General features: G+C 41.6%; 17 protein-coding genes and 1 riboswitch. Of the genes, 2 read left to right on the forward strand and 15 right to left on the reverse strand.

All coding sequences use genetic code 11. From position 1 onward, the window contains the following. The 14 genes from cas1b to A6K76_RS11820 all read right to left on the reverse strand — a co-directional run bounded on the left by cas1b (position 1) and on the right by A6K76_RS11820 (position 19,226). Complete coding sequence (gene cas1b / locus A6K76_RS11755; protein WP_066465304.1) at positions 1–987, reverse strand: type I-B CRISPR-associated endonuclease Cas1b; 987 nt, start codon at positions 985–987, stop codon at positions 1–3. Continuing rightward, positions 977–1,483, reverse strand: a complete 507-nt coding sequence (gene cas4, locus A6K76_RS11760) for a CRISPR-associated protein Cas4 (protein WP_066465308.1) — start codon at positions 1,481–1,483, stop codon at positions 977–979. The genes cas1b and cas4 overlap by 11 nt, the downstream gene beginning before the upstream one ends. Positions 1,484–1,495: 12 nt before the next feature. Beyond that, positions 1,496–3,817 (reverse strand): CRISPR-associated helicase/endonuclease Cas3, encoded by a 2,322-nt coding sequence (locus A6K76_RS11765; RefSeq protein WP_083995418.1) that lies wholly within the window; start codon positions 3,815–3,817, stop codon positions 1,496–1,498. A gap of 7 nt (positions 3,818–3,824) precedes the next feature. Further along, positions 3,825–4,532 carry a type I-B CRISPR-associated protein Cas5b gene (cas5b, locus tag A6K76_RS11770; RefSeq protein ID WP_066465310.1) on the reverse strand — a complete coding sequence of 236 codons (708 nt, stop codon included), beginning with the start codon at positions 4,530–4,532 and terminating at the stop codon, positions 3,825–3,827. Continuing rightward, complete coding sequence (gene cas7i, locus A6K76_RS11775; RefSeq protein WP_066465312.1) at positions 4,513–5,412, reverse strand: type I-B CRISPR-associated protein Cas7/Cst2/DevR; 900 nt, start codon at positions 5,410–5,412, stop codon at positions 4,513–4,515. Before cas7i ends, cas5b begins: the two co-directional genes overlap by 20 nt. Continuing rightward, the gene (locus A6K76_RS11780; RefSeq protein WP_066465314.1) at positions 5,409–7,178 is read right to left on the reverse strand and encodes a hypothetical protein; all 1,770 of its coding nucleotides are present in this window, start codon (positions 7,176–7,178) and stop codon (positions 5,409–5,411) included. Before A6K76_RS11780 ends, cas7i begins: the two co-directional genes overlap by 4 nt. Then, the gene (cas6, locus tag A6K76_RS11785; RefSeq protein ID WP_066465316.1) at positions 7,171–7,887 is read right to left on the reverse strand and encodes a CRISPR-associated endoribonuclease Cas6; all 717 of its coding nucleotides are present in this window, start codon (positions 7,885–7,887) and stop codon (positions 7,171–7,173) included. The genes A6K76_RS11780 and cas6 overlap by 8 nt, the downstream gene beginning before the upstream one ends. 590 nt (positions 7,888–8,477) lie before the next feature. Further along, positions 8,478–9,167, reverse strand: coding sequence for a DUF3800 domain-containing protein (locus A6K76_RS11790; protein ID WP_066465318.1), 690 nt, complete (start codon positions 9,165–9,167; stop codon positions 8,478–8,480). Between the two features lie 164 nt (positions 9,168–9,331). Beyond that, positions 9,332–10,024, reverse strand: a complete 693-nt coding sequence (locus A6K76_RS11795; RefSeq protein WP_066465320.1) for an ECF transporter S component — start codon at positions 10,022–10,024, stop codon at positions 9,332–9,334. Continuing rightward, on the reverse strand, positions 10,018–11,625 hold the full coding sequence (locus tag A6K76_RS11800; RefSeq protein WP_066465321.1) for an ABC transporter ATP-binding protein: 1,608 nt from the start codon (positions 11,623–11,625) through the stop codon (positions 10,018–10,020). The genes A6K76_RS11795 and A6K76_RS11800 overlap by 7 nt, the downstream gene beginning before the upstream one ends. After that, positions 11,598–12,479 (reverse strand): energy-coupling factor transporter transmembrane component T, encoded by an 882-nt coding sequence (locus A6K76_RS11805; RefSeq protein ID WP_066465322.1) that lies wholly within the window; start codon positions 12,477–12,479, stop codon positions 11,598–11,600. Before A6K76_RS11805 ends, A6K76_RS11800 begins: the two co-directional genes overlap by 28 nt. Further along, positions 12,472–13,317, reverse strand: coding sequence for a DUF4430 domain-containing protein (locus A6K76_RS11810; RefSeq protein ID WP_066465324.1), 846 nt, complete (start codon positions 13,315–13,317; stop codon positions 12,472–12,474). Before A6K76_RS11810 ends, A6K76_RS11805 begins: the two co-directional genes overlap by 8 nt. Next, on the reverse strand, positions 13,314–14,759 hold the full coding sequence (locus tag A6K76_RS11815; RefSeq protein WP_066465325.1) for an S-layer homology domain-containing protein: 1,446 nt from the start codon (positions 14,757–14,759) through the stop codon (positions 13,314–13,316). Before A6K76_RS11815 ends, A6K76_RS11810 begins: the two co-directional genes overlap by 4 nt. 63 nt (positions 14,760–14,822) lie before the next feature. After that, positions 14,823–19,226, reverse strand: coding sequence for a DUF4430 domain-containing protein (locus tag A6K76_RS11820; RefSeq protein WP_066465327.1), 4,404 nt, complete (start codon positions 19,224–19,226; stop codon positions 14,823–14,825). Between the two features lie 155 nt (positions 19,227–19,381). Beyond that, a riboswitch (cobalamin riboswitch) is annotated at positions 19,382–19,559 on the reverse strand. Between the two features lie 232 nt (positions 19,560–19,791). Here A6K76_RS11820 and A6K76_RS11825 point away from each other — a divergent pair. Further along, entirely contained in the window at positions 19,792–21,753 is a 1,962-nt protein-coding gene (locus A6K76_RS11825) for an Ig-like domain-containing domain (protein ID WP_066465328.1), read from the forward strand. A 54-nt stretch (positions 21,754–21,807) separates the two neighbouring features. Here the strand turns inward: A6K76_RS11825 and A6K76_RS11830 are convergent, their stop codons facing one another. Continuing rightward, complete coding sequence (locus tag A6K76_RS11830; protein ID WP_066465329.1) at positions 21,808–22,833, reverse strand: NAD(P)/FAD-dependent oxidoreductase; 1,026 nt, start codon at positions 22,831–22,833, stop codon at positions 21,808–21,810. 211 nt (positions 22,834–23,044) lie between these two features. Between A6K76_RS11830 and A6K76_RS11835 the strand changes: the two genes are divergently transcribed. Beyond that, positions 23,045–24,091: an iron-siderophore ABC transporter substrate-binding protein gene (locus A6K76_RS11835; RefSeq protein ID WP_083995421.1), complete on the forward strand. Its 1,047-nt coding sequence runs from the start codon at positions 23,045–23,047 to the stop codon at positions 24,089–24,091. Position 24,092: the final 1 nt, after the last annotated feature.

Here is a 24,092-nt window from a genome sequence, read left to right on the forward strand (position 1 = left end):
TCACCACCAAGCTTGTAATGGTTTATACGGTACATCACCGATTACATGTTTAATGAGCTTATAACATTCTAAGCGAATAAAATAACGATAGCTTACATTCCTTTTAAGCTGTCTATGCTTAATGGAATCCGTTAACTTTTTATCAAAGGCAGCTATAAATATTTTCTTTCCTTCTTCATTTAAATATACCATGCCTTCGTGATCATCAAAATGCTTCGGTTGAATTTTTTTCGTATTCACTAACGATACAATCAATGGATCAACAAATAACGGTTTAAAGATTTCTGCTATATCTAAGCTCAATGAAAAACGTTTTTGAGATGGTTCATGCAAATAACTGACGGTCGGATTTAATTGTGTTTTGTACATTTCACTTAATACAGTTGTATACATTAACGTATTTCCAAACGATATTAAAGCATTAAATGGATCTCTTGGTGGGCGTTTTGTTCGCTCAGTAAAATAAAATTCTGGCAAAATCATTTCATTCAATGTACGGTAATACTGTTGACGCATCATGCCTTCAATGCCCATTAATTGTTGAACATCATTTGCTTTTGCTATTTGTTTTTGTAACGTCATGATTTCTTTTACAAATTCAGAATGCATATTATTCTTCTTTCGATTAAATCGAATCATATGGAAAGCTGCTGACTTGACAAAAGCACGTGCAAGTACCATACGCTTTTCATTGTCTAAGTAGTGCTCACTTTGTCTCACTGTCACAATGCCAGAAACTTTTTGCTCCCTCGGCACAAAACTACCTGTATAAAACCCATAGTAATTATAGCAATGAACAAATACTTCTTTTTGCCCCATGTAATTCAAAAAAGATGTATTTAAATTGACTTCTCCAAAGAGATGTAGATTTTCAATTTGTTCAATTGGCAAAGGACGTTTTTTATCATCTACCTCCGAAATCAAGTAAATCGTATTATCTTTTCGTTTCACCGTTCCATTAGAAAACATAAAAATATCACGTTGCATCTGCATCCTCCTCTGTAATGAAACAGAAATCAAAGTACGCACAGCTTTTACAATACGGAAGCTTTTTAAATTTCGGCGCGAATTGTGATTTTAAAATGGAATGTATGTCGGCAATTTTTCTTTTAAGTTGTCGTTCCTTTTCTTCTGTTAACGTAACTTCTACAACCTTTTTTTCCTTCGTATAAGCAATTTTCCCACGCTTTTCAATCCCTTTTTGCTTTAACAAATATAAGTAATACAGCAATTGCCATTCATCTACACGCTGCATTTTACTCGACAGCTTTGTTTCTTGAACAAATTCTCCATCGATCACATCAATGACTGCTTCATCAATCGCTAGTTCCTTTTCTTTACGAGCATACGACGATTCATGCAGTAATGTCCCCTCTATTACGCGTTCATGCTCGGTTTCAAATCCAATTTGCTTACTATATAGCCATAACTTCCGTTTACAAACTTCATAGTACTGTATATGCAAACCACCTATACTGTGCAATGGAAATCCTCCTTAGCAAAAGTTATCAAATTTTTCATCTAACGTTAATTCTAAGCCACGTTCTTCACTGTATGATACATCAGTTGAATATCGGATGTGTGCAAAATCTCGGTGGTCAAACGTACCTACCGAATAACGCTCCTTTTCCGCTGTGAATTTTAAACGATATGGATTAACTGAAACTGTATATTGCTCAATTTGTAAACGCAATTTTTTTCGTAATTTACTTTTCTCTATCGCATCAATCTCTTTCGGAATTTGCTCATATTGTTCAATTAAATCCATGACAATTTCATAATTCTCTCTTCCTGGCACTAGCAGACAAGACTGAATACCTCTTAAAATTTCTTGCGCTTGTGCTTTTTTAAGTTCAAATGCACGCATGCTTTCCAATTCTTTATTCGCCAGTTCAAATTTTTGAAGATAGTCTGTTCCAGCTAGTTCTTTCCTACTAAACGTTTGTGACACAATTTCTATCTTCTCTAATTCGCCGATTAATTCACCATCGAATGCTGACAATTTTTTTAATCCATTTTCAACAATGACACGCTCGTAAATCTTATTAATACCCGATACTTCATCTAAATCAGTAAAAATAAAAACATTTGGCGTAGCTGGCACTTCTCCGTTAAAACGCAGCCCTTTTCGATTGCATCGTCCGAAACGTTGGAATAGCGCATCTGGTGTCGCCGCTTCCGTAAACAAATAGTCAAAATCTACATCAAGCGATGCCTCAACGATTTGAGTTGTAACCCACACACCGGATGTAGTGTTATTTAATTGAGCAAATTCTTTAATTTCCTTTTCTTTAGGTGAACGGTCTTTTTGTATAAACTGGCTATGCAATAAATGCCGCTTGTCACTTTGTAGCTCCTTTGTCAGTCGGTCATATACTGCAAGTGCTTGTTTCACTGTATTCACAACGACTAACACTTTCGCTGATTTCGCCAATGCACTAATTTGTTCAATGCTATCTTCTATCGTCGTGCATAATTGTATACGATGTCTTCTTGGCATTTCCTTATGTTGTTCACGATCATCTGGAATAAGCATCGTTTCAACGAGTGTATTGTCATCTAATAATCCTTTATTTCGTAGCTCGTCTAAGAAAATTTCAGGTAAAGTAGCAGTCATAATCATCCATTGTCCGCCTAGCTGATGAATCAATTCTAAACCTCTAATTAAAATCGCTACTATATGAGCATCATAAGCTTGAATTTCATCGATAACGACTTTAGAATACGCCAATGTAGCAAGCTCTGTTTCAAACCCTCTATATAACAACGGGAATTTAAATAATTGGTCGATTGTCGACAACGTTAATTTTTTTGCCAACAATCGAGTATGATCCGTCAAAACAATCGATTGTTCAAACGAATCGACTTCGTTAGTAACACTTAGTAAATGATCTAACGCCGCTGAATGCAGCAACCCTGTACTTTTAAAATGAATGCCTTTGTCTCCTCGAATACGGTTATACATCGCATTCAAACTAGCACGCAATGGTAGCGTAAAGAATCCTTTTTTCTTACCAATCCATAAAAGCGCCGCCTCTGTTTTACCACTACCTGTTTGAGCGATTAGCACAATATTTTTATGTTGGTTGTTATACGTAAAATGTTGTAATGGTCGAAGTGTATAATTGCTTTCTAAATAAGCTTTCGTATACTCCGCTACATCACTTTCCACATCTTCTTCAACGTAACGTGAAACATCTTCGCCTTTTCTTTTAGCAGAAGCAGCATGGTCTGCTCTTTGTAGCAAACCTTTCACTAAAATATATTTATACCAATGTGATTGTTCAAATTTAGAAATAGTAAATTCTCGACTACATAATGCGCCAACAGAACGATTATTTACTTTTTCTGGAACATCAAAAGGCAATTGTATCTCTCGTTGTATTACTTTCACATGTTTTGCCATGTAGTCATTATAAAAACGTTTAATGATATCGTCTTTAGGTTGTATGTCTCGTTCATGATGAAAACCGACAGCGAGTACGACAATCTCCGCATCCTCTTTTGAATACATTTTTTTCAATTCATGATATGGGATAATGCTCGTAGACAAATAATTGTGTGGATAGTTACTTTCCGTTATGCGCTTTTGCCCTTTATCAATGGACGCTCGAATCACTTGCTGAAAACTATCGCTATATTTCCCTAAATCATGATAAAGTGCCGCAATTTCGATTAACTCAAAATCTGACGGTGTAAAAATAGAAATCTCATGACCGTAGCTTTTCACAAGGCATTGCACAGCTTCTACAACATCTGACGTATGCTCTGCAATCGTTAGGACATCTGGTTTCGATTTTGCATAATACAAGTGCATGGAAATTTTATCCTTTCATTAAGAAAATACTATAGCTGCCATCCGTTAAAATACACGATTCGTCATCAATTGATGTATGCTCTGGCACGTACATTGCGACCGTATAATCCCATTCACGTCTACCATTCAAAATTGTATACTTTCGAGGTAATCGATACTGCGCGAAATGATTCGTAATAACAATTGTCTCCTCATACTCTACTGGTACGTATTGGTTGTAAACAGTTGCTTCAAAAATTTCTTCACTCGCTTCAACAAAACACACTTCATCAATTCTCACTAAATCTTCCCAGCGTCCTAAACTAAGCGTCGTATTCAAATGATGTAGCTTGTCATACAAAGCATGGAGGACAGCATCTGCTGCCTCCACATGAATAACATGCTCCACATTAAACAGTAAATGCTGATACATCGGCATCGTGGAATATAAACTTGTATTTGGTTCTGGTTCTTCTCGTAAACCAGCTGTCGTCACGATTTGTGGTACTTCGACTTTCTTGTATATATATTTTTTTTGATAGTCAATAACAAAGCTTTCTGATCGACCTTGAATCGAAATGTTCATCGGGATGTATTCTTTTGCGTCAAGTACAGCATGCAGCATACCTTTCACCGTCGAAAATGGTGCTAACGGAAACGTTTCTCCGACTTTAAATGCAAATGGTTTTAAATAACAAGCAGTTTCCTGAAAAATTTTAAGCCTTAACAATTTCATAAGAAACCTCATAATAATTCGCTACTGCTTTAATCATTTCTTGGAAGAACGTTTCAACTGATCCTACTGCCGGCAAAGCTGCTTGTATCGCGTCTTCGTTCGTAAATGTTCCGCTCGTTAAGCCTACTTTTGTAAATTGTTTCATCGCTTCCCCGCCGAATGTAAATTCCATCGTGTCAACAAGAGAATCTACTTTGAGATTTTTACCTTCTAATTGAACGCGCCCTTGGAAAAACGGATTAGCTACTGGGTACACACCACCAATAACAAACAACGGTGTTAAGTTTTCTTGACGACCTCGAATGTTGCGAGAAAGCAGCTTTAAAATGTCCAGTAATTGATGGATACGTGTAAAACGTTCCTCGTTCGAAAGTTCAATCGCATTATTGGCATCCACACCGACTTTATCCAAATCAATCGTAATCGTATACGTGTAGTAGCTTACGTGATTTTCAATATTAGCTAAGTTAGCCGTTTCACCTAATCGCTCTGCTAAACCCATATTCGTTAAAAATTCCATATCTCCGTTGTACGGCTCTAATGCAATTGCATGGCTTAAACGTACTGTTGCTGGACGTTTTAAAGATTTCTTTCCTGTTTTTAAATACCCAAATAAATCCATCTCTACAGAATCTTCAATTGTTAATTCATCTTTAAACTGAACTGTTCCTTTTTGTTTAGACACCGTATTTAAGTTCCAACCAAATAGTTCATTACCTAATCGCACGACGTCATAACGAATTGCTTGGCGTGATGCAAATGTGTACGTATTCCCATCTGCACGATTAAATTTTTTCAACTCTGAAATATTCGAAAACCCTTCTCCGTAATTTAAAGAACCTGCTTCCATAACAGCTGTAAATGTTAATGTTTTGCTCATGATTTTACTTCCTCCGTTTTTTCTTTGACTTCGTACTGAGACATTAAGCCAGCGATAAATGCTAATGACATTGTGGCAAATTCGTGATCGGTTACGGCTTTGTGATCTAACAAACTAGTGAATTCTTTGCTAATCGGTTTACTAGCTGATAAATGTAAACGTAATACCGTATCGAAAAACACTTGACGATTACCACCTTTTGCTGCGTTCAGTAGACGATACGAAATCGTTGCTAATTTTTTTTCATTCGGTGCTCTATAATCGTCACCTTCAGATTTCTTTTGAGTAAAATATTTATTGATGCTTTGACCGCGTCCATACATGCGATCCGTTAATGTTTTTTGATCCACTATGTTCCCTCCATTTGAAATCAACTCTCGTAAATTTAAAGCCATCTTGATGCCATTATAATATCCTGAATTTTCAGTGATTTTATTACGTAGTTCTTCAAAGATGAGCGCTTTCGTGTCCCCATTGCGTAATGACTGATGTACGAGTTGCTCTCTAAAGGACACTGGAAATACTTTATTAAGATTGAATTGCTTGGGATGCTCCACTAACGCGGTTATAAATGCATCATTCACAACGCGGTACTCTAACAATGTTTTTTTCGCTTGGCTATATGTAATCCATTCAATGAGCACCGTTATGCTTTTTCTTTCGTTTTCCACCTGTGCTATTTTTTCATGGCTACTGATTAACGCGTTCCCAAACAATTTATCTTTACTTAACGATTGCATAAAGGCATCATTGCGTCGTTTCGTTTCCATACAGTCTCCTTCGATATGCAGGAAGCCATAAACAAATTGCTCTTCTCGACCAATCATTTTTTTATAGCTCACACATCCGAGTGGTGAAAGAAATAATAAAACGCGTGCTAGCTTACTAATTACAGGCGCGTTTTTACGCTGTCCGTCATAAAAATCATTTGCACTATTGGACGCAAGCGGCATAAACATCATTTCTTCATAAGCGAGCGTTCCCCATTGCCCTTCAATCCCACTACAATTTGGAAGTGTATAAAAATAAGAAAAATCCATTTTCGTTGCCTTCTTATTTTTCTTTTTCCATTCTACCGCTAAATCACATTCGCTTTCCTGAACGAGTTTCCATGCCTGTTCCTCATCTTGATTTTGAATACATTCCTGCATCTTCAACTCAAATACGACAGGCTCAATAAAATCTTTACGAAATAATGCAATTTGTTCCTTATAACTTAACGTATTTTTCGTCACATTCAAGAACGATACTTGTCCACCTGAATTTGCTAACAAAGTTGCTTTTACAACATTCAACGTTAGTTTTTGATCAATTTCTCGTTGCTTTAATAGCTCAATTGCTTTAGAAATATATAAATTTAATTTCTCTAACGTCATTTCCTTAATCGCCGTATTTATATTTAATAACAATTCGGTTACTTCATCTTGATAATCTGGGAAGTATTTAGCGACGCGCTCTAAACCATCCTTTACTGTAGACTTAATGATATCGCTATGGAATTTATATCCCTCTTTTTTCTTTGCTTCAGCTTCTTCCATGTTGAAACTTAATTTTTGTAATGCACGTTTCAACTGCTCTTCTCGTTTATTACCCATGCTATACGTGTTGATTAAATAATCAAACAGACGCTCTGGTAATGACTCAATCCATTCAGTCGGTATATCGAGCAAATTCGCTTTATAAGTAATTTGTTTTTCTGTATCCATTCTTAAAAGAGCTGTTGCCCCCATAGAAAACGGCCAATCATTGATTAACACTTTAACCATTATTTCGTACCTCCAATAAACCAAAACCTTGTGATCGTCGTAATCCGAGGCCATCTTGATAAATAAGCTGTAAATCTTTCGGGTTGCCTTGAAGAATTAAGTCTCCTTTTTGTGCCGTATAATATAAAACTTGCCCATCTGCATGACGGTTTGTTTCTTTAATCACTTGCTTTTTCAATTTATGCGCGCAAACTTTAAGTGGTTCATATAGCGCACGACCATATAATGCTTGAAATTGTTTATTCGTGATAATGTTCAGCTCTTGTTCAAAATTAGGATCTGTAAACAAAATAGGCTTTTTATTTTTATCTTCTAGTAACACTGCATTTAAAATTGCAAAAGTTACGACATCGGACTTAATGAGTTGCTCTCGCCCGATCTCCTTACTTGTAATTTTGAATGGATATTCTGGGTGGTTAAATTTATCAGTTTGGCTTAATCCATTAAAGAACGCGACACCGACAGTAGGATTAGAAGTAGAAAAAATTAATGTGGCGCTTTTCATCACATATTGCTGTGATTCTTTTTCAAAATGAAAATCTTTCATGTAAAACGAAAACGTAAACGGTTTAGGATTTTTTTTGCCATCATATAATTGTGCATACAAGTCTGCATCTCCCTTACGTATCATTTCTTTTATAAATGATAGTAAGTACATTCGATACATTTGTGGTATTCTTTGTACATCTAAAAAAATTTTAAATCGCAATTTTGTCCCTCCTTTATTATTAAATAATCTATCACACATTAAATGTAATTATAAAATATAATAATGTCAAACATTAACTTTTATTTGAATGCTGTAGGATTTAAATTTATTTTTAAACAATCCCATTGAAACATTTATCTGAATTCAGTAGGTTATCGTGCTTCACCAAAAAAACGGGACACATTACGTTTGCTGCAGCAAATGCAATGTGTTCCGCTTTTCGTCTGTTCATATATGTGAATCGTTGTAACGCTCGAATAAAATATAATGTCTTGTTCGGTCACTTCAACGATAAAAACCCGTTTTTAAACAGCACTTTGTCATTTGCTGTACAATATACCGCTTTTGATGCAATGTGAAAGCAGCTGTGTGATACATGTTCGTAGCTACTTTTTGGCAATAAAAAAAGCCGCGCTCCTATTGCTAGGAACGCGGCTTTTTTGTAAACTCACATTGAAGTGAGCCAAGCGGGTCGGCGTACTTAACATACGCTTAATTGTTATAATCGTTCTCCGCCTGTAAACAGTACGTACGTCGTCTGTAGTTATATATTATCAATACATACGCTTTTTTTCAACTATTTTTTACACTTATTTTGGTAAATACAGTGCCATGTTTTTCTCTTTCGCACGTAATGCTGGTTGGTCTGTCAGCAACGACGTATAAATACGATTGGCTAAAATATCGCTCGCTTGAATTAAATAGTTCGATGCGGAATTGCAAAACTCCACTTCAATATGTAAATTGCCATACATAATCGGCTTGTATTTTCGACCGTAGTCAAAATTCGGCACGCCGAGCACGAGCTCCTCATAAATAGCGCTTTTTAAATTGTAGTAGCCGTTCATCGCCGTGTGCTGCTCGTCGATTGAAATGTGAATTGCTAAGTCCTCGTACGGGTCAATTTGCGCGCTACGAATTAAATTGGTCAGCTTTTCGCGGACGATGCGCTTTAAAATATAATCTTTGTAGCGATGTCGCGTATCGGTGATCGTCATAATTGATTGGCGCACTTTGCGGTTTTGCACAGCGACAAAAAAGCTTTCCTCATGTCGCATTACGTTAAATAACGCACGTTTATGCTTGCGCTTTAATCGGCACGCCTTCAGCTCCCCTTCCACATGCGATTCCTTCCTGAGTCTCGACAGCAGCGTGCGATATTTACGCTTTGCTCGCTCCGTTTCCGCCTTTGACATGAACACGTAGCCTGCATAAACGAAATACGCATCATTCGGGTGAAAGACGCCTGAATCGTCGATAAACATATAAATCGTTTTCATTTTTTCACTTCCGTTCCTATTCTGAACCTTCTTAAAATTATACAGGAAAGAGCAGAAATTTGGTACGTGACGTAAACGCTTCCATCGGTGAAATAGCGACGTTTTTGCTCGATGCCGTGCGCGACAAAAAAGAGGCATGCGATCACTCGCACACCTCTTTTAGCTTACTGAAATAAATTATATTTCGTTTTCACACGCACGAGCTGTTCGGTCAACGGCTTATACAGCACGAACAAGAAAATGGCGTTCGATACGATGTAAATGATCGTAAACGGTAACGCTGTGTAAATGGCAGCTTTGAACGCAGCTAGCTCAAAAATACCTGTGCTCGACATCGCCGTCCAAATGTCCATGCCAAACGAGAAGAAAAATCCTGCAAAAATTGAAAACGCAAGCAGCGCCCACCAATGATGCATTTTATTCGTTTTGCCAAGCAGCCCCGCGATGTAGCCAATCATACCCCACGTCAGCATTTGAAACGGCGTCCACGGACCTTGCCCGAAATACATATTCGATGCAAACGCAGTGAGCGCCCCGGTTAAAAATCCTGCCTCCGCGCCAAGTGCAAAGCCGGTAATTGCCGTCATCGCTGTTACAGGCTTAAACCCTGGCAGCATCATAAATAAAATGCGTCCAGCAATCGACAGCGCGGACATCACTGCGATAATAACGAGCTCGCGTGCGGACGGCTTCTTTTTTTCGAGTCGTACGAAAAACGGAATGAACGCAATAAGTACGATGAGCAGCGACAGCACGTAATATTTGCGGTCGCCGAGTACTTGCAGCCCGATGTAAAACGCAATCGGTAATACGACGAAAATAATGAGCAACGAAAATATGCGCTGTTTCGTTAACATCTGCTTTTCACATCCTTATACGTTACGGCATTTTCGATATGCGGATACGTTAAGCGATGCGCGGCCGTCGTGTAAAAGCGATTGCTCGCAAAAAACGTGCGCGGTTGCTGCGTCGCAAGTAACTGCCCGTCAAAAAACATGCCGCATCGGTCGCTCACGTCGGCACAAAACTCTAGCTCATGGCTGACGATGACGATCGTTTGCCCTTCTTGCTGCAATTGCTTTAACAATGCGACGAGCTCTTGCTTCATTTGCGGGTCGAGCCCTTTCGTCGGTTCATCTAAAAATAAAATGCGCGGTGAATAGCGTAATATTTTAATGAGCGCGATTTTTTGTTGTTCGCCGCCGCTGCAATCGTACGGGTGGCGGCTTAAGCAGTGCGCAATGTGAAAGCGCTCGATATATGCATGCACGCGCTCCTTTTGCTCGTCGGTCGCTTGGAAAAACAGCTCCTGCTCAACCGTTTTATGCGTAAATAAGACGCGCGGATTTTGTGGCAAAATACCAAACCACGTCGTATACAAGTCGTCATATTTTTTCAGCGGCTTGCCTTTTAGTAATACGTCGCCTCGCTGCGGTGAAAGCAAGCTCGTCATGCACTGCACGGCCGTTGATTTGCCAGAGCCGTTACTGCCGACAATTGTAAAAATTTCGCCCTCTTCAATTTGGCAATTAAAATGCTTCAAAATCCACTCTCTGTTCGCCTCGTAACGAAACGCGAGCTCCTTCGCCTCAAGTAATACGTCGCGCTTCACTACGTCATTTTCTGCAAACGGCGCACAATTGCTAATATGTTGTTGAACCCAACGTTTGCCTTCGTGAATCGTAAACGGCACGTGATCCGTATTGCGCAGTGCGATGCGTGTTGCAATCGGCAGCGCTTCAAATAGCGGTGACTGCTCGGTAATCGTTTTTGAAAACGCGCGCGGATTGCCTTCATATAATAGCTTCCCTTCATCTAATACGAGCAAATGATCCGTTAGCGGAAACACTTCCTCTAATCGATGCTCGACGATGACGATCGTTAAGCCGAGGTCTTGCTGCAATTGCTTGAGCGTATGGAGAAACGATTTTGCTGCGATCGGGTCAAGCTGTGCAGTCGGTTCATCGAGCAATAAAATATTCGGCTGCATCACTAAAATGGACGCGACGTTTAATAGCTGCTTTTGCCCGCCTGATAAATGCATCGTGTCGCTATGGAACCAACGATGTATGCCGAAATAGTGTGCAATTTCAGCGACGCGCTTGCGAATCGTTTGCTGGTCAAGCCCTAAATTTTCGAGCCCGAACGCCAGCTCATGCCAAACGCGGTCGGTTACAATTTGCGTCTCCGGACTTTGTTGCACGAAGCCGATCGTTTTGCTCGACTGCTCGGCGCTCATTTCGGTAATATCCTCACCATTCATTGCGATCGTACCGCTTCGTTCGCCGTGCGGGGCAAGCTCTCGTTTACATAAGCGCAGCAGCGTCGATTTCCCAGAGCCGGATGCCCCGATAATCGTCACCCATTCGCCCGCTTCGACTGTAAACGAAATATTCTGTAGCAAGCGCGGCGAATTCGGGTACGCAAAATTTAATTGTTGACAGTTGATTTGTGCCATTGCTGTTGTAACCTTCCTTCCTCAAATAACGGTATGAAAAAAAACACGCTATACATGACGTAGCTCGTTACCGATAATGCCGTTTGAATAATCGATGTGAACGTCGGGTAAAACGAGTAATACGTATAATCCATAAGCGTCATCGCAAGCAATAAACCGACGAACGCCCCAAGTAATACGAATGCATTGCGGTCACGCTTCGTAAATATATAAATCGAAAACGGTGTGCGCTTGCCAATGCCGTAGCCTCTCGCGCGCATCGAATCCGCCCCTTCAATCGCCTGCTCGAGCGCCCACGTTACCATCATCGTTAGCACGCGAAAGCTTTTCATTAAACGCTTCGGGAACGAGCCAGACGTAATCGCTTGGCCGGTCATTTTTTGCGCGCGCATCATATCGGTCATTTGCTCCTTAAATAGTGGCACAAAGCGCAGCGTCATCGATAATAACAGCGCAAACGTCGGTGAAATGCGGCTAAATAAGTAATAAAACGCATCGCTCGTCATGCATAGTTGAAGAATGCGGCACCACATCATCGTCGCGCTTAGTAATACGCCAATTGCCGCGCCGTACGCAATCGCTTCAAGCGTAATGGCGTTGCTGTTCACGTATAGAAGCGGCGTCTCCCCGTTATGACTAAATAGCGGGTTAATGCACGCCGAACCGATGATAATGACCGCATTCCAAATGAGTGTCGAACGCAATGTCGGTCGCGCTACTTTCCAAATCATCGCCAAGCTCGCACTAAAGCTTACCGCGAGTAATACTGGATGCATGAAAAACATCGTGCATCCGAGCAACATTAAAAAGAACGAAAATAAAACGGCTGGGTGATAGCTTTGTAACTCAGTCAATCGTAACACCGTCCAAATCTTTGCCTAAATCGACCGTGTAGCGCCACGTAATAACATCGTTTGGCTGCACGACGTATTGGCTCGCCCCTTTTGCTGGTGCACCATCGTTGACCGCGTACATCCAGCCGCTTAAATTGCCGGCGCTAAACTCATACAAATGGTTAATGCCTTCGATATACACCGAATTGTAAATGTTTTCGTCCGCTCCTTCGTACTCTAAATGAATGTTGAACTCGCGTGTCGCACGCTGCAATATGTCAAATACCGTTTCGTTATCCTTCACAATTTCATACGTCGTCGGCTTTAAAATAACGCCGTCTGCTGGCACGTATTTTTCCGAGCGCAACGACGGATGCAACTTCGCGTAATGTGCTTCATTTAATAGCGTTTTTGCATCAATGGAAATCGTCACCGTCTTTTTCTCAACAGGTGGTGCAGCCGGCGTCGGTTCAGGATCGGTCGGCTGTAGTGCGGCTTGCTCCACTTCGACTGACGTTTCCTCCTGCTGCGCTGGCGGTGATGATTCCGCTTCAACTACTGGTGTCGTTTGTTGTCGTGCCGGTTCAGCTTGTTCTGTCGTTTCAGTTACAGTTGTTTCCGTTGCCGCTTGTTCTATATTTGCTGGGTCCACCTCGACTGGCTTACTTTGTTCTACAGTTGACGGTGTGCCTTGCTGTACTTGCTCAATTTGCGAAGGTGACTCGACTTCTGCTTGCTCTGTTTCTTGCTGCGTCACGCTGCGTTCAATCGGTGCTTGCTGCTCCTCATAATGCTCGACTGTTTGAATGTTACAGCCTGTTAGGAATACGAGCATTAACGCTAAAAACCATTGCTTCATCGTTCAATCACGTCCATGAAGCGCACGAACATTTTTGCTGCATGCGCACGCGTCGTCGCACCGCTCGGGTTAAACGTCGCCTGTTTGTTTACGATGCCAACAGATGCTAAAAATTCAATCGCACGCTGCGTATCGATATGGAACGTCGCAACATCTGAAAACGTTGTCGGTGTGAGCGTTAATGCTTCGCTCGTTTTATACGTATACGCACGCGCCATCATCGTCGCTAGCTGTGCACGCGTAATTTGCTTCGCTGGTGAGAACGTCCCGCCGTTATGCTGGATAAGCCCTGCTTCGTATGCGCTTTGCACGAGCTGCTTTGTTGCGCTCGCATAGTTCGCTACATCTGTGAATACAAGCGATTGTTTCGGTGCAGGAAGCTGTAATACACGTGCTAAAATGCTAATAGCTTGCACGCGCGTTAACGACTGTGACGGTCTGAACGTGCCATCATCGTAGCCGTTCATAATGCCTTTTTCTTGAGCGATCGCTGCATCTTGTCGCACCCAATGATTCACCGTATCGGTAAACACAAATTGCGTTTCTTTGTCGTTCATATCGTATAAGCTCGTATCCCCATTTTTAAAACGCTCATACGCCACGTACGCATATGTTCCTTGCTCGGTCGCCATTACATCGTCCGCTTCGTCCGTCACTAAATGCTTAAAGCCGCCCGTCGCTGTGTTGTAAAAGGCGAAAAACTTCGGTAATACGGTTGTAAATCCTTCCGTCGTCGCCACGTCTAGCTGAAGCGCCGATAATGCCACGATCACTTGCGCATAGCTTTCTGAGCTTAATGCTTCTGTCTGTAGCGCACGCTGTAAATACGCAAGCGCTCGTTCTACTGCTGCGCCGACGTTCGCTTGCTCACGGTACGGTGCTAGCGCCTGTAGTGCCATCGCCGTCATATCAACATTGTCCGTTTCATCATCAAGCGTGAAGCTACCTGTCACTAATTGATTGCTTAAAATGCTCGCAATAAATTGCTGGCGTAGCTCGTCTGAAATGGGATACGCGCTTTTTTTACTATCAAATGCGATGAGCGCAAACACTGGACCGTTTACACCTTGTGTTGCGACTTCATTTACGTTCAGTAGCTTTTCGTATACGTTATAGCCACCAATTGTTGTCGGGTCTGCGCCAATTGCTTGCAGCGCTAAAATAACGCGTGCGTATTCTGTATATTTATACATATGCAGCACGCCGTCTTTTTCCTGTAACGTTTTTGCGACGTCCTCAATATACGCGCTATAATACGCATCATTTTCGTAGCCACCACGCGCTAACGTAAATACAATCCATTCATTGCCGTATTTCGGGTTTGGCACGATCGATAATAATCGTTGTTCCGCCTTTTGCAGCATGTCGTTTGCTGATGCAGGAAGCTGCACAATGAGCAATACACATAGCGCAAATAATACGGCGATCAGTTGCTTTTTCATGTAATGTCCTCCTTTAAATGTGAAAAGAGCCGCTTAAGTAAAGTACTTAAACGGCCGCTTTCCTTACTTTTGAATCGCTTCTAACGTTAACACAAGTAACTTCGCCATTTGCTGACGTGTTAATTGCTCGTGTGGGTTTGCGAAGCCTTCGTTACCTGTTAAAATATTTAGCTTTTGTAATGTCGCAAACGCTTGCTGTGCATACGGTGAAATGTTCGCCGCATCGTTAAACGTTGGCACATCTGCTAATGCATCATAGCCTGCAAATTGTAATACGCGGAATAACATAACCGCTGTTTGTTGACGTGTAATTGTATTTCCTGGTGCGAATGTATTTTCGTCCACACCTTGTACGATGCCGTTTTCCACTAACGCTTGAACTGCATCTGCGTACCATTTACCTTGTACGTCTTTAAACTTCGGTGCGCCTTTTGGTTCAAGCTTTAACGCACGCGCGATCATCACCGCAAATTGTGAACGTGTTAAATTTGCTTTCGGTGAGAATGTTGTATCTGTCGTACCTGTCGTAATACCTAACTCGTACAGCTTCGCGATATACGGTGCGCTGTAGTTTGTCGGCTCAATATCTGTAAATGGTAATGTTACTGGAGCTTCTGGCTCTGTTGGCTCCTCTGGTGTTACTGGAGCTTCCGGTTCTGTCGGCTCTTCCGGTGTTACTGGAGTTTCTGGCTCTGTCGGCTCTTCTGGTGTTACTGGTTGCTCCGGCGTTGTCGGTTGTTCCGGTGTCACTGGTTGTTCTGGTGTTGATGGTTGTGATGGCTGAGACGGATTGCTCGGTAATGATGGTGATGGGTTGCTTGGTACTGTTGCTTCCTCATACGTGTACGACCATGCAATAATGTCACCATCTGCTACTTTCTCTTTATCCGCACTGCGCTCTGGGAACGAACCGTTTACTGAATACATCCAGCCGCTCGTTTTGCCGTGCTGCATTTCCATTAATCCGTTAATACCTTCTACATATAAACCGTACGTCGTGCTGCGAATTGATACCGACACGCCGTTTGCTGCTGCAACTGCTTGTAATGCATCAAGTACTGTTGCTTCTTTCGGTAATGTTATTTCTTGCTGCTCCACAATTGATTGTAAGCCGTCAATTGATACGTATACTTTCATCGTTTGTGGTGCTGGTTGCTCCGGTGTCGTCGGTTGCGTTGGCTGCGCTGGCATTTCCGGATTTGTCGGAATTGTCGGCTGCTCTGGTGTTTCTACTGGCTCTTCTACTGTTTTTCGTACTTGATCAAGCGCTTGTTTTGAGAAGCTTGAGTAACCGTTTAATGCGTCACCTAATGCGATGATTGCTTGTTCTGTCGCCATTGCATTCGCTTCTTCATCTGCTTCTTTCCATACAAACTCGCCTGTTTCAAGTTGATAATCGGCTACTAAATGTTGTACGAGTTGACGACCTTGCCAATCCGTCCACTTGTCGCTGAAAATGTTTTCGCCAACAGATCCAAGCCCTGAAATAAATGCCGCTGCTGTGTTCGCGTTATCGACACCATTTTCGATGTACGATGCATGTAGCGCATTCACTGCACGTTCAATTGCTTTTGCTACATCTTCGCGCTCTTTATGTGGTGCTAATGCCATTAATGCCCAACCTGTGCTATCGAGTGAACCCCATGCTGGGAAAATACCTGTTTCATCTTGCATGCTTAAAATCGCTTGTAAATGCTTTTCTTGGTCGTATTGCGCGCCTGCTAAATCTAGCGCAAGTAACGCAAATACATCATTGTTAATTAAGCCGAATGCACCTGATTCACCTTGCTTGCTTAATAAATCCTCGACGATGTTACGCGTCTTTAAGTTCGTCGGGTCAAGCCCTAAATGAATCGCCCCTAACACGTAGCCGGCGTTCGTATTCACTGCTGCATTTGCTGCATCAATTGGCTTTAACCAATCGCTATCTTTTGCGTACGGCGAAGTTTCCACCGCGTACGGATAGTTCGCAGGGTCGATGCCAACTGCGACTAAGCCTGCTGTTTTCCAGAAGCCGCTATATGAGCTTGAAATATTTTTTGATACTAGCTCTGCATTGCTTTGTAAATAAGCTTTTGATTTTTGTAATGCCGCTTCTGCTTGCTTACGAATGTCTTCCTCTGTATACGTCACAACTTCATCTGCTGTAATTGTTTCTGCTGTTGTTATAGGAATAATCGTTTCTTGCTTACCGATCGTTGCGTTCGGCTTCACCGTTAATGTAAGTGGCTCTTTTGATTCCACGTCGCGTAGCTTTAACGTAACGGTCGCTTGCTGCATTGATTCATCAAGCGTTACTGCTTTTACGACACCGTTTGAGCTTACCCAGTTCGTTAACGTTGTTGCGTTTGATCTAAACTGGTCACCTTTTACGTTTACGATCACATTTGCAGTTTGTGTAGCAACAACTGATTCGCTCGTAAATACTGGGTACGTGCTGTAATATACTTCCACTTTATCGTTTGCTTGTAATGTGTATGCGCCTAAGCCAACTTCTAGTGCTTCGCCGTTAACTGTGTACATCCAGCCATCCCAGCCGCCAAACTTGCCTTCTGCTTCACCTTTAATTGACTTCACGTACGGTCCGTAGCTGCCTTCAACTACTTCATACGGAATTTGTTTCGCATCTAATACTTGTGTAAGTGCATCAAGTGCTGTTGCGCCGTCTGCTACTTTAATCGCTTCATCACGTACAATGTTATTACCTGTTGGACCTTTTACGGCAACTGTCGTGTTTACATTTTGCACATTGTCAAGCGCCTGCTTCGAGAAGCTTGAGTAACCGTTTAATGCGTCACCTAATGCAATAATTGATTGGTCTGTTGCAGCACCATTTGCTTTTGCATCTGTCGTTTTCCATACAAATTCGCCTGTTTCAAGCTGATAATCGGCTACTAAATGTTGTACGAGCTGACGACCTTGCCAATCCGTCCACTTGTCGCTGAAAATATTTTCGCCTACTGCACTAAGCCCTGAAATGAGTGCCGCTGCTGTATTTGAATTGTCTACACCGTTTTCAATATATTCCGCATGTAAACCGTCTACTGCACGTTTGATCGTTTCAGCAACGTTTTCGCGGTCTTTATGTGGTGCTAACGCCATTAATGCCCAGCCCGTACTATCTAATGAGCCCCATGCTGGGAAAATGCCTGTTTCGTCTTGCAGTGCGATCATCGCTTGTAAATGCTTTTCTCGGTCGTATTTCGCGCCTGCTAAATCTAATGCAAGAAGCGCAAATGCTTCGTTGTTAATTTGTCCGAAGCTACCGTCTTCCTTTTGCTGCTTCACTAAGTCATCGATAAAGTTACGCGTTTTTAAATTCGTTGGATCAAAGCCTAAATGAATTGCACCTAACACGTAGCCTGCGTTCGTATTCACTGGTGTAAAAGCTTTATCTACTGGCTTTAACCAATCGCTACCTTTTGCGTACGGTGAAGTTTCCGCCGCGTACGGATATTTCGCAGGGTTAATGCCCGCTGCTACAAGTGCTGCTGTTTTCCAAAAGCCGCTATATGAGCTTGACGTACCTTTTGATAACGCTTCAACGTTTTGCTGCATAAACGCTTTTGATTTTTGTAATGCTGCTTCTGCTTGCTGACGTACTTCTTCCTCTGTGTACGTCACAATCACATCTTTTTCAATCGTTTCTGCCGTTTGTAACGTGAACGTCTGCTCTTGTTTACCAACTGTCGCGCTCGGCTTCATCGTTAATGTAAGCGGCTCTTTTGATTCCACGTCGCGTAGCTTTAATGTAACGGTCGCTTGCTGCATTGATTCATCAAGCGTTACTGCTTTTACGACACCGTTTGAGCTTACCCAGTTCGTTAACGTTTTCGCGTTTGATTGGAACTTGTCACCTTTAACGCTTACAACAACGTCTGCTGTTTGCGTTGCGACAACTGTATCTACTGTGTACTCAGCATATGTACTGTAATACACATCTAGCTTGTCGTTTGCTTTTAATACATAAGACGCTAGACCAACTTCTGGTGCTGCGCCGTTTACTTTATACGACCAGCCGTCCCAGCCGCCAAACTTGCCTGCTGTTTCGCCTTTAATAGAAGTAATGTATGAACCAAACTGTGAATCTGTTACTTCATAGGCAATTTCTTTACTATCAAGCAGTTGCTTCACTGCATCAAGTGCTGTCGTCCCTTCTGCAACAGACATTTTGCCAGCTGAAGCGGCTACGATGTTGTTACCTGTTGGGCCTTTTACAGTCGTCGTAATATCGAATACGGCGTACTGATTCGGATTTTGTTCACTAAAATCCGTCGTTCCTTCTGTTTGTTCGGGTGTTGTGTCTTGCGTGTTTGTTGTTGCTGCTTGTGCTTCATTTACAATCGCCTGCTGCTGTTGTTCAGCGACTTGCTCTAACTCGTCTGCCATTACGATTGACGGTGCAATGTTTGAGCTAATGAGTACGACTGCAATGAGTAGCTGCAGCACAAATTTTGCGTACTTCACATAATTCCTCCTTCATAGATGCTCGTGCCGTTGCAGAAATTAAAAAAACCACCATTTTCTTCTGAATAAACAGAAAAAAATGGTGGTGAAAATACGAATACAAAAAAGTCCTCGTCAAGATCCAGCCGTCCATTCTCTTTATTCCGAAGAGATTATGTAACGATCAGATTAAGATAGGTCTCCTGACTTGTATCGCCCTTTACTTTGAGCCCTTCCCAGATTGCTCCAGTGGCTTCGCTCATTTCATTGATACTCACAGTTGCGGAAACAGTTTTGGATTCTCACCAAATTCCCTTTTATGCGTTTTATCGCATCTTAATCCTGCAAACATTATGCACTTGTAAGCGATTGTATCACAGTTGTGACACAATGCAATAAATTTTTCAAATATTTGTCTCAAGCAGCGATATTTTTAGCGAAATTTCCTGCTTAAAGAGGACACGTTATGACTATATAGAACAGTTCATTTAACCTAATTTAATTTTTCTTTACACACCCTAAAGTTTCATTCATACTTATAGTAATAGCCTACACAAAAGGCTAAATTTAACAGAGGTGTTTACTTATGAGAAAAAGATTATGGTTAGCAAGTCCTGTATTAGCATTTGCACTACTAGCTTCAACTGCTAGTGCAGAAGAAATTGCGTTACCAACAGAGCAAGTAACGTTGACGCAAACACCGAAGCTTGTGCCAGTAAAGTTCGGCACACATACAGTAGAGTTTATCGAAGACGATCGTTCATTTTCATCAACAGCAACACAAACGGCTTCGACATGGGAACAAGTAAGCGATGCAGTTTTTAAAGCTGTAAAAAATTACGAGCCACAGTTACAAATAAAAATCAGTATGAAAGATGCTACGAGTGAACAAATTACTAATGCATTGAACAATGGTTTCGGAAAAAGTGAATACACATATGGAATCGGTATCGATGCAGCTATGAGCGTCTCTTCTGCTAGTATATTGACATTTAAATTCACATACCCTGTATCGATTGAAAAAGAACAAGTAATTACAAAATACGTAAAAGATACAGCCGCAAAAATTTTCAGCGACAATATGACCGACTTCCAAAAAGTCCGTGCAGCGTATGAGTACATTATTACGAACACAAATTATTCAATCGCACCAGTGGAAGACGGTGGCGGTCACTCAATTTACTCAATCGTGAAAGATGGCATCGGTGTATGTCAAGCGTACGCATTATTGTTCCAACGTTTAATGGAGGAAGAAGGCATTGCATCGAAATATATCGTCGGTGTCGCAGGCGGAATTAATCACGCATGGAATTTAGTGACGATTGATGGCAAAACGTATCATATTGACGCTACATACGGCGATCCAGTGTTCAGTGAATACTTCGCAACATATGATGCAGCAGGAAATGGCACAATTGTTGGCGAGCAAAAAGAGATTACGATGCCACAATATGTCACGTACAACACGTTTTTAATGTCAGAGGAGCAATTAGCTAAAAATGCAGGGCATGTTATTACAGAGGCGCGTCCGTACAAGAAGCCAAGCTCAGACGACTTTGCAGCGTGGCATAACGTTACAAATGCAGTTACGTTAGATGGCAAACATTATTATTATCAACATGCAACAAATTATGCGCTTGAAATGGCAGATTTTACACAGCCGACGTTAACGCCACAAGTACTACCGCTTAATGAAGAGGATATTAATCAAGTTCAAAACTTAGTCACGTTTAACGATCGCATTTTCTTTATTAATGCATATGGGCAATTAGCTCAAATTACGAAAGATGGTACAATTTCTGTCGTACAAGAAGGCTATGAAGATGATTTTTCATATCCTGCTGATCGCGCTGGTTATATTGCCGTAACAAAAGATGCATTAAAAGTGTATGCATTAGATGGAACAATTGAAAATGATCAATACACGAGCTTACATCATTATTCAACAGAAAAACTTATTTATGAAGAAGCCGCAAACACTTCAACTGAAACCGATAACCCTGGTGACACAGAAGAGCCTGCTGTGCCAGAGCAACCTGTAACTGAAACGGAAATTGATGAGAAATTCAAACCAGAATCAGACACAGTGAAGCAAATCGAGAGCGCTATTTCAAAGCAAGCATTTGAAGCTCTATTAGAGAACCTGAAAAACTTTGTAAATGCGCCAACGACAAACGAACAGCTAAAAGCATTCCAAGAAAAAATCGCTGCGTATAATGCCGTAAAAGAAATCGAAAAGAACGGCACAAAATGGGCAACAGAATTTGCTAACGTTGAACAAAAGAAAAGTTGGTCAATCAAGTTCTCAGTACCAGTAGCTGATAGCGATAAAGAAAACATTAAAGTTGTTGATATTTTCAATAAGCCATTAGCAATCGAAAAACGATCATTCACAACAACAACTGTAAAAGACGACACATTAACAATCACACCAGCAGAAGATTATGTAGCGGGCGCTGATTACTACGTTGTCATCCCAGCTGGTACAAAATCAGCAGAAGGTGGCATTTTAAAAGAAACGGTATACGTACCATTCTCATTTAAATAAGCAAACGAAAACGAGCGCAGCTGTAGTCCTACTACAATTGCGCTCGTTTTTTTATTACGTCGTCGCCAATATTTCGCGGTTGCGGGCGTGGAATTTTTCGTTATGGGACGACACCATTGCGTACGGATTCGCAGTTGGCTGTAAATACGTTTTGGCACTGTTGACTGCTAGCACCGCGTCATTAAATGTGCCGACGAGTAAGTACACTTTATCTGCATAAGCAACGATATCACCAACTGCGTAAATGCCATCGACTGTCGTTTTACATTGCCCGATGCTTTCAAATTGCTGATGCTCATTGCGCTTAATGTCGATGCCTTTTGCGACGTCTAGCGATACTTCGCGATTGAAGCCGTGACATACGAGCACGTCGTCTACTGCAAGGCGCTCCTCCATACCATTTGATACGATGAGCACTTCGTCAATTGCTGTCTTTTGCTCGTTCGCGATGAGCGACTGAATTTCCGTTTGCAGACGAATTGTAACACCGTGCTGCTGAAGCTTTTTAATTTGTGCCTCATGTGCCTTTAAATCATCGCCGCGGTAAATAACCGTCATATGCTTTGCGACATGTAATAGCTCCACTGCCCAATCAATCGCTGAGTTACCACCACCCGATAACAATACGTTTTTGTTGCGGAAGCGCTCCATCTCCTTAATTGTGTAATGGAGATTCGTCATCTCATATTTTTCAGCACCTTCAAGCGTTAACTTCATCGGCTCTAAAATGCCTCCACCGATTGCGATAATGACCGTTTTTGAATAATGCGTATGCCCTTGCTCTGTTTGAATGACGAACAGATCGTCTTGCTTATCAATCATCGTTACTTTTTGCTCTAAACATACAGTCGGCTGAAATGTCATCGCCTGCTCGATTAAATTTTTGACGAATGTTTCAGCGAGAATCGGTGGCTGTCCTCCAACGTCCCATAACATTTTTTCTAAAAAAATATTCACTTTGCCACCGAGTTGTGGATGATGCTCAATAATTTTCGTTTTTAAGTCGCGTAGCCCACTATAAAAAGCGCTGTATAAGCCTGCTGGTCCTCCACCGATAATCGTTACGTCGTACAGCTCCATTTATGAATCGCTCCCTTTTCTCAACATTACCGTTCAATTGAGAATCATTTTCGATAAATATACGGAACAACGCATCATTTGTCAACGCTTACTGAAAGCAGCTCGTTCCCAATAATAGCCTATTGACATTCAGATAAATGAAGTTATTATAGGCATATAAATGATATTGAGAATCTTTATCAAACAAATACATACGCGAGGAATGAACAGCATGAAAAAGAACAAACGATGGTTAGCAGTTGGTACAGCATTATTAACATTAACGTTAGCAGCATGCGCAACTAGCGAGGAAGACGCAGCACCAAAAGATAGCAGCACAGAAGTTGCAGAAAATGAAGCGAGCGAAAACTATCCTATTACGATTCCACACGCATTAGGTGAAACAGTCATTGAACAAAAGCCAGAGCGCGTTGCAACGATCGCTTGGGCAAACCACGATATCGCATTAGCTCTTGGCGTAGCACCAGTCGGCTTCTCAGCAGCGAATTACGGCGTTGAGGAAGGGAAAACGATTTTACCGTGGACGGAAGAAAAATTAAAAGAGCTTGGCGTTGATTCACCGAACGTTTACCAAGATACGGACGGTCTAGATTTTGAAGCGATTGCCGATTCAAATCCTGACGTTATTTTAGCAGCGTACTCAGGCTTAACGCAGGAAGAATACGACACGTTAACACAAATCGCTCCTGTCATTGCTTATCAAGAAACACCGTGGGTAACATCTTGGCGCGATCAAGTGAAATTTAACTCGATGGCGATGGGGATGGAAGCAGAAGGCGAGCAATTAATTGCAGATACAGAAAAGCTAATCCAAGATAAAGCAAACGAGTATAGCGACATTCAAGGTAAAAAGGCAGCGTTTGCTATGTTTACGGTGACGGACTTATCGAAGTTTTATGTGTACACACCAGCGGACCCACGCGGTGAATTTTTAGTAGACCTTGGCATGCCATATCCTGAAAGCTTACAAACGTTAGCGACGGACGAGGAAAGCTTCTATCTTGAGTTAAGCGCAGAGCATGCGGACGCATTAGCAGATGTTGAACTATTTATCGCATACGGTGACGATTCAACGTTAGCGGCATTACAGGCGGATCCAATTTTAGGGCAAGTGCCGGCAATTAAAGCAGGCAACGTTGCGATTATTGAAGATAACACACCATTAGCAGCGGCGGGTAACCCGAACCCATTATCGATTGAATACACAATTGATGACTATTTAACAATCGTATCTGACGTTGCGAAAAACGTGAAGTAAT

Origin of the sequence: Caryophanon latum (assembly GCF_001700325.1) — a bacterium.
Taxonomy (GTDB): domain Bacteria; phylum Bacillota; class Bacilli; order Bacillales_A; family Planococcaceae; genus Caryophanon; species Caryophanon latum.

Coding starts and splice junctions, on each gene's coding strand:
- cas1b (WP_066465304.1), bottom strand. CDS start 987: ATGCAACGTGATATTTTTATGTTTTCTAATGGAACGGTGAAACGAAAA.
- A6K76_RS11765 (WP_083995418.1), bottom strand. CDS start 3,817: ATGCACTTGTATTATGCAAAATCGAAACCAGATGTCCTAACGATTGCA.
- cas5b (WP_066465310.1), bottom strand. CDS start 4,532: ATGAAATTGTTAAGGCTTAAAATTTTTCAGGAAACTGCTTGTTATTTA.
- cas7i (WP_066465312.1), bottom strand. CDS start 5,412: ATGAGCAAAACATTAACATTTACAGCTGTTATGGAAGCAGGTTCTTTA.
- A6K76_RS11780 (WP_066465314.1), bottom strand. CDS start 7,178: ATGGTTAAAGTGTTAATCAATGATTGGCCGTTTTCTATGGGGGCAACA.
- A6K76_RS11790 (WP_066465318.1), bottom strand. CDS start 9,167: ATGAAAACGATTTATATGTTTATCGACGATTCAGGCGTCTTTCACCCG.
- A6K76_RS11795 (WP_066465320.1), bottom strand. CDS start 10,024: ATGTTAACGAAACAGCGCATATTTTCGTTGCTCATTATTTTCGTCGTA.
- A6K76_RS11800 (WP_066465321.1), bottom strand. CDS start 11,625: ATGGCACAAATCAACTGTCAACAATTAAATTTTGCGTACCCGAATTCG.
- A6K76_RS11810 (WP_066465324.1), bottom strand. CDS start 13,317: ATGAAGCAATGGTTTTTAGCGTTAATGCTCGTATTCCTAACAGGCTGT.
- A6K76_RS11815 (WP_066465325.1), bottom strand. CDS start 14,759: ATGAAAAAGCAACTGATCGCCGTATTATTTGCGCTATGTGTATTGCTC.
- A6K76_RS11825 (WP_066465328.1), top strand. CDS start 19,792: ATGAGAAAAAGATTATGGTTAGCAAGTCCTGTATTAGCATTTGCACTA.
- A6K76_RS11830 (WP_066465329.1), bottom strand. CDS start 22,833: ATGGAGCTGTACGACGTAACGATTATCGGTGGAGGACCAGCAGGCTTA.
- A6K76_RS11835 (WP_083995421.1), top strand. CDS start 23,045: ATGAAAAAGAACAAACGATGGTTAGCAGTTGGTACAGCATTATTAACA.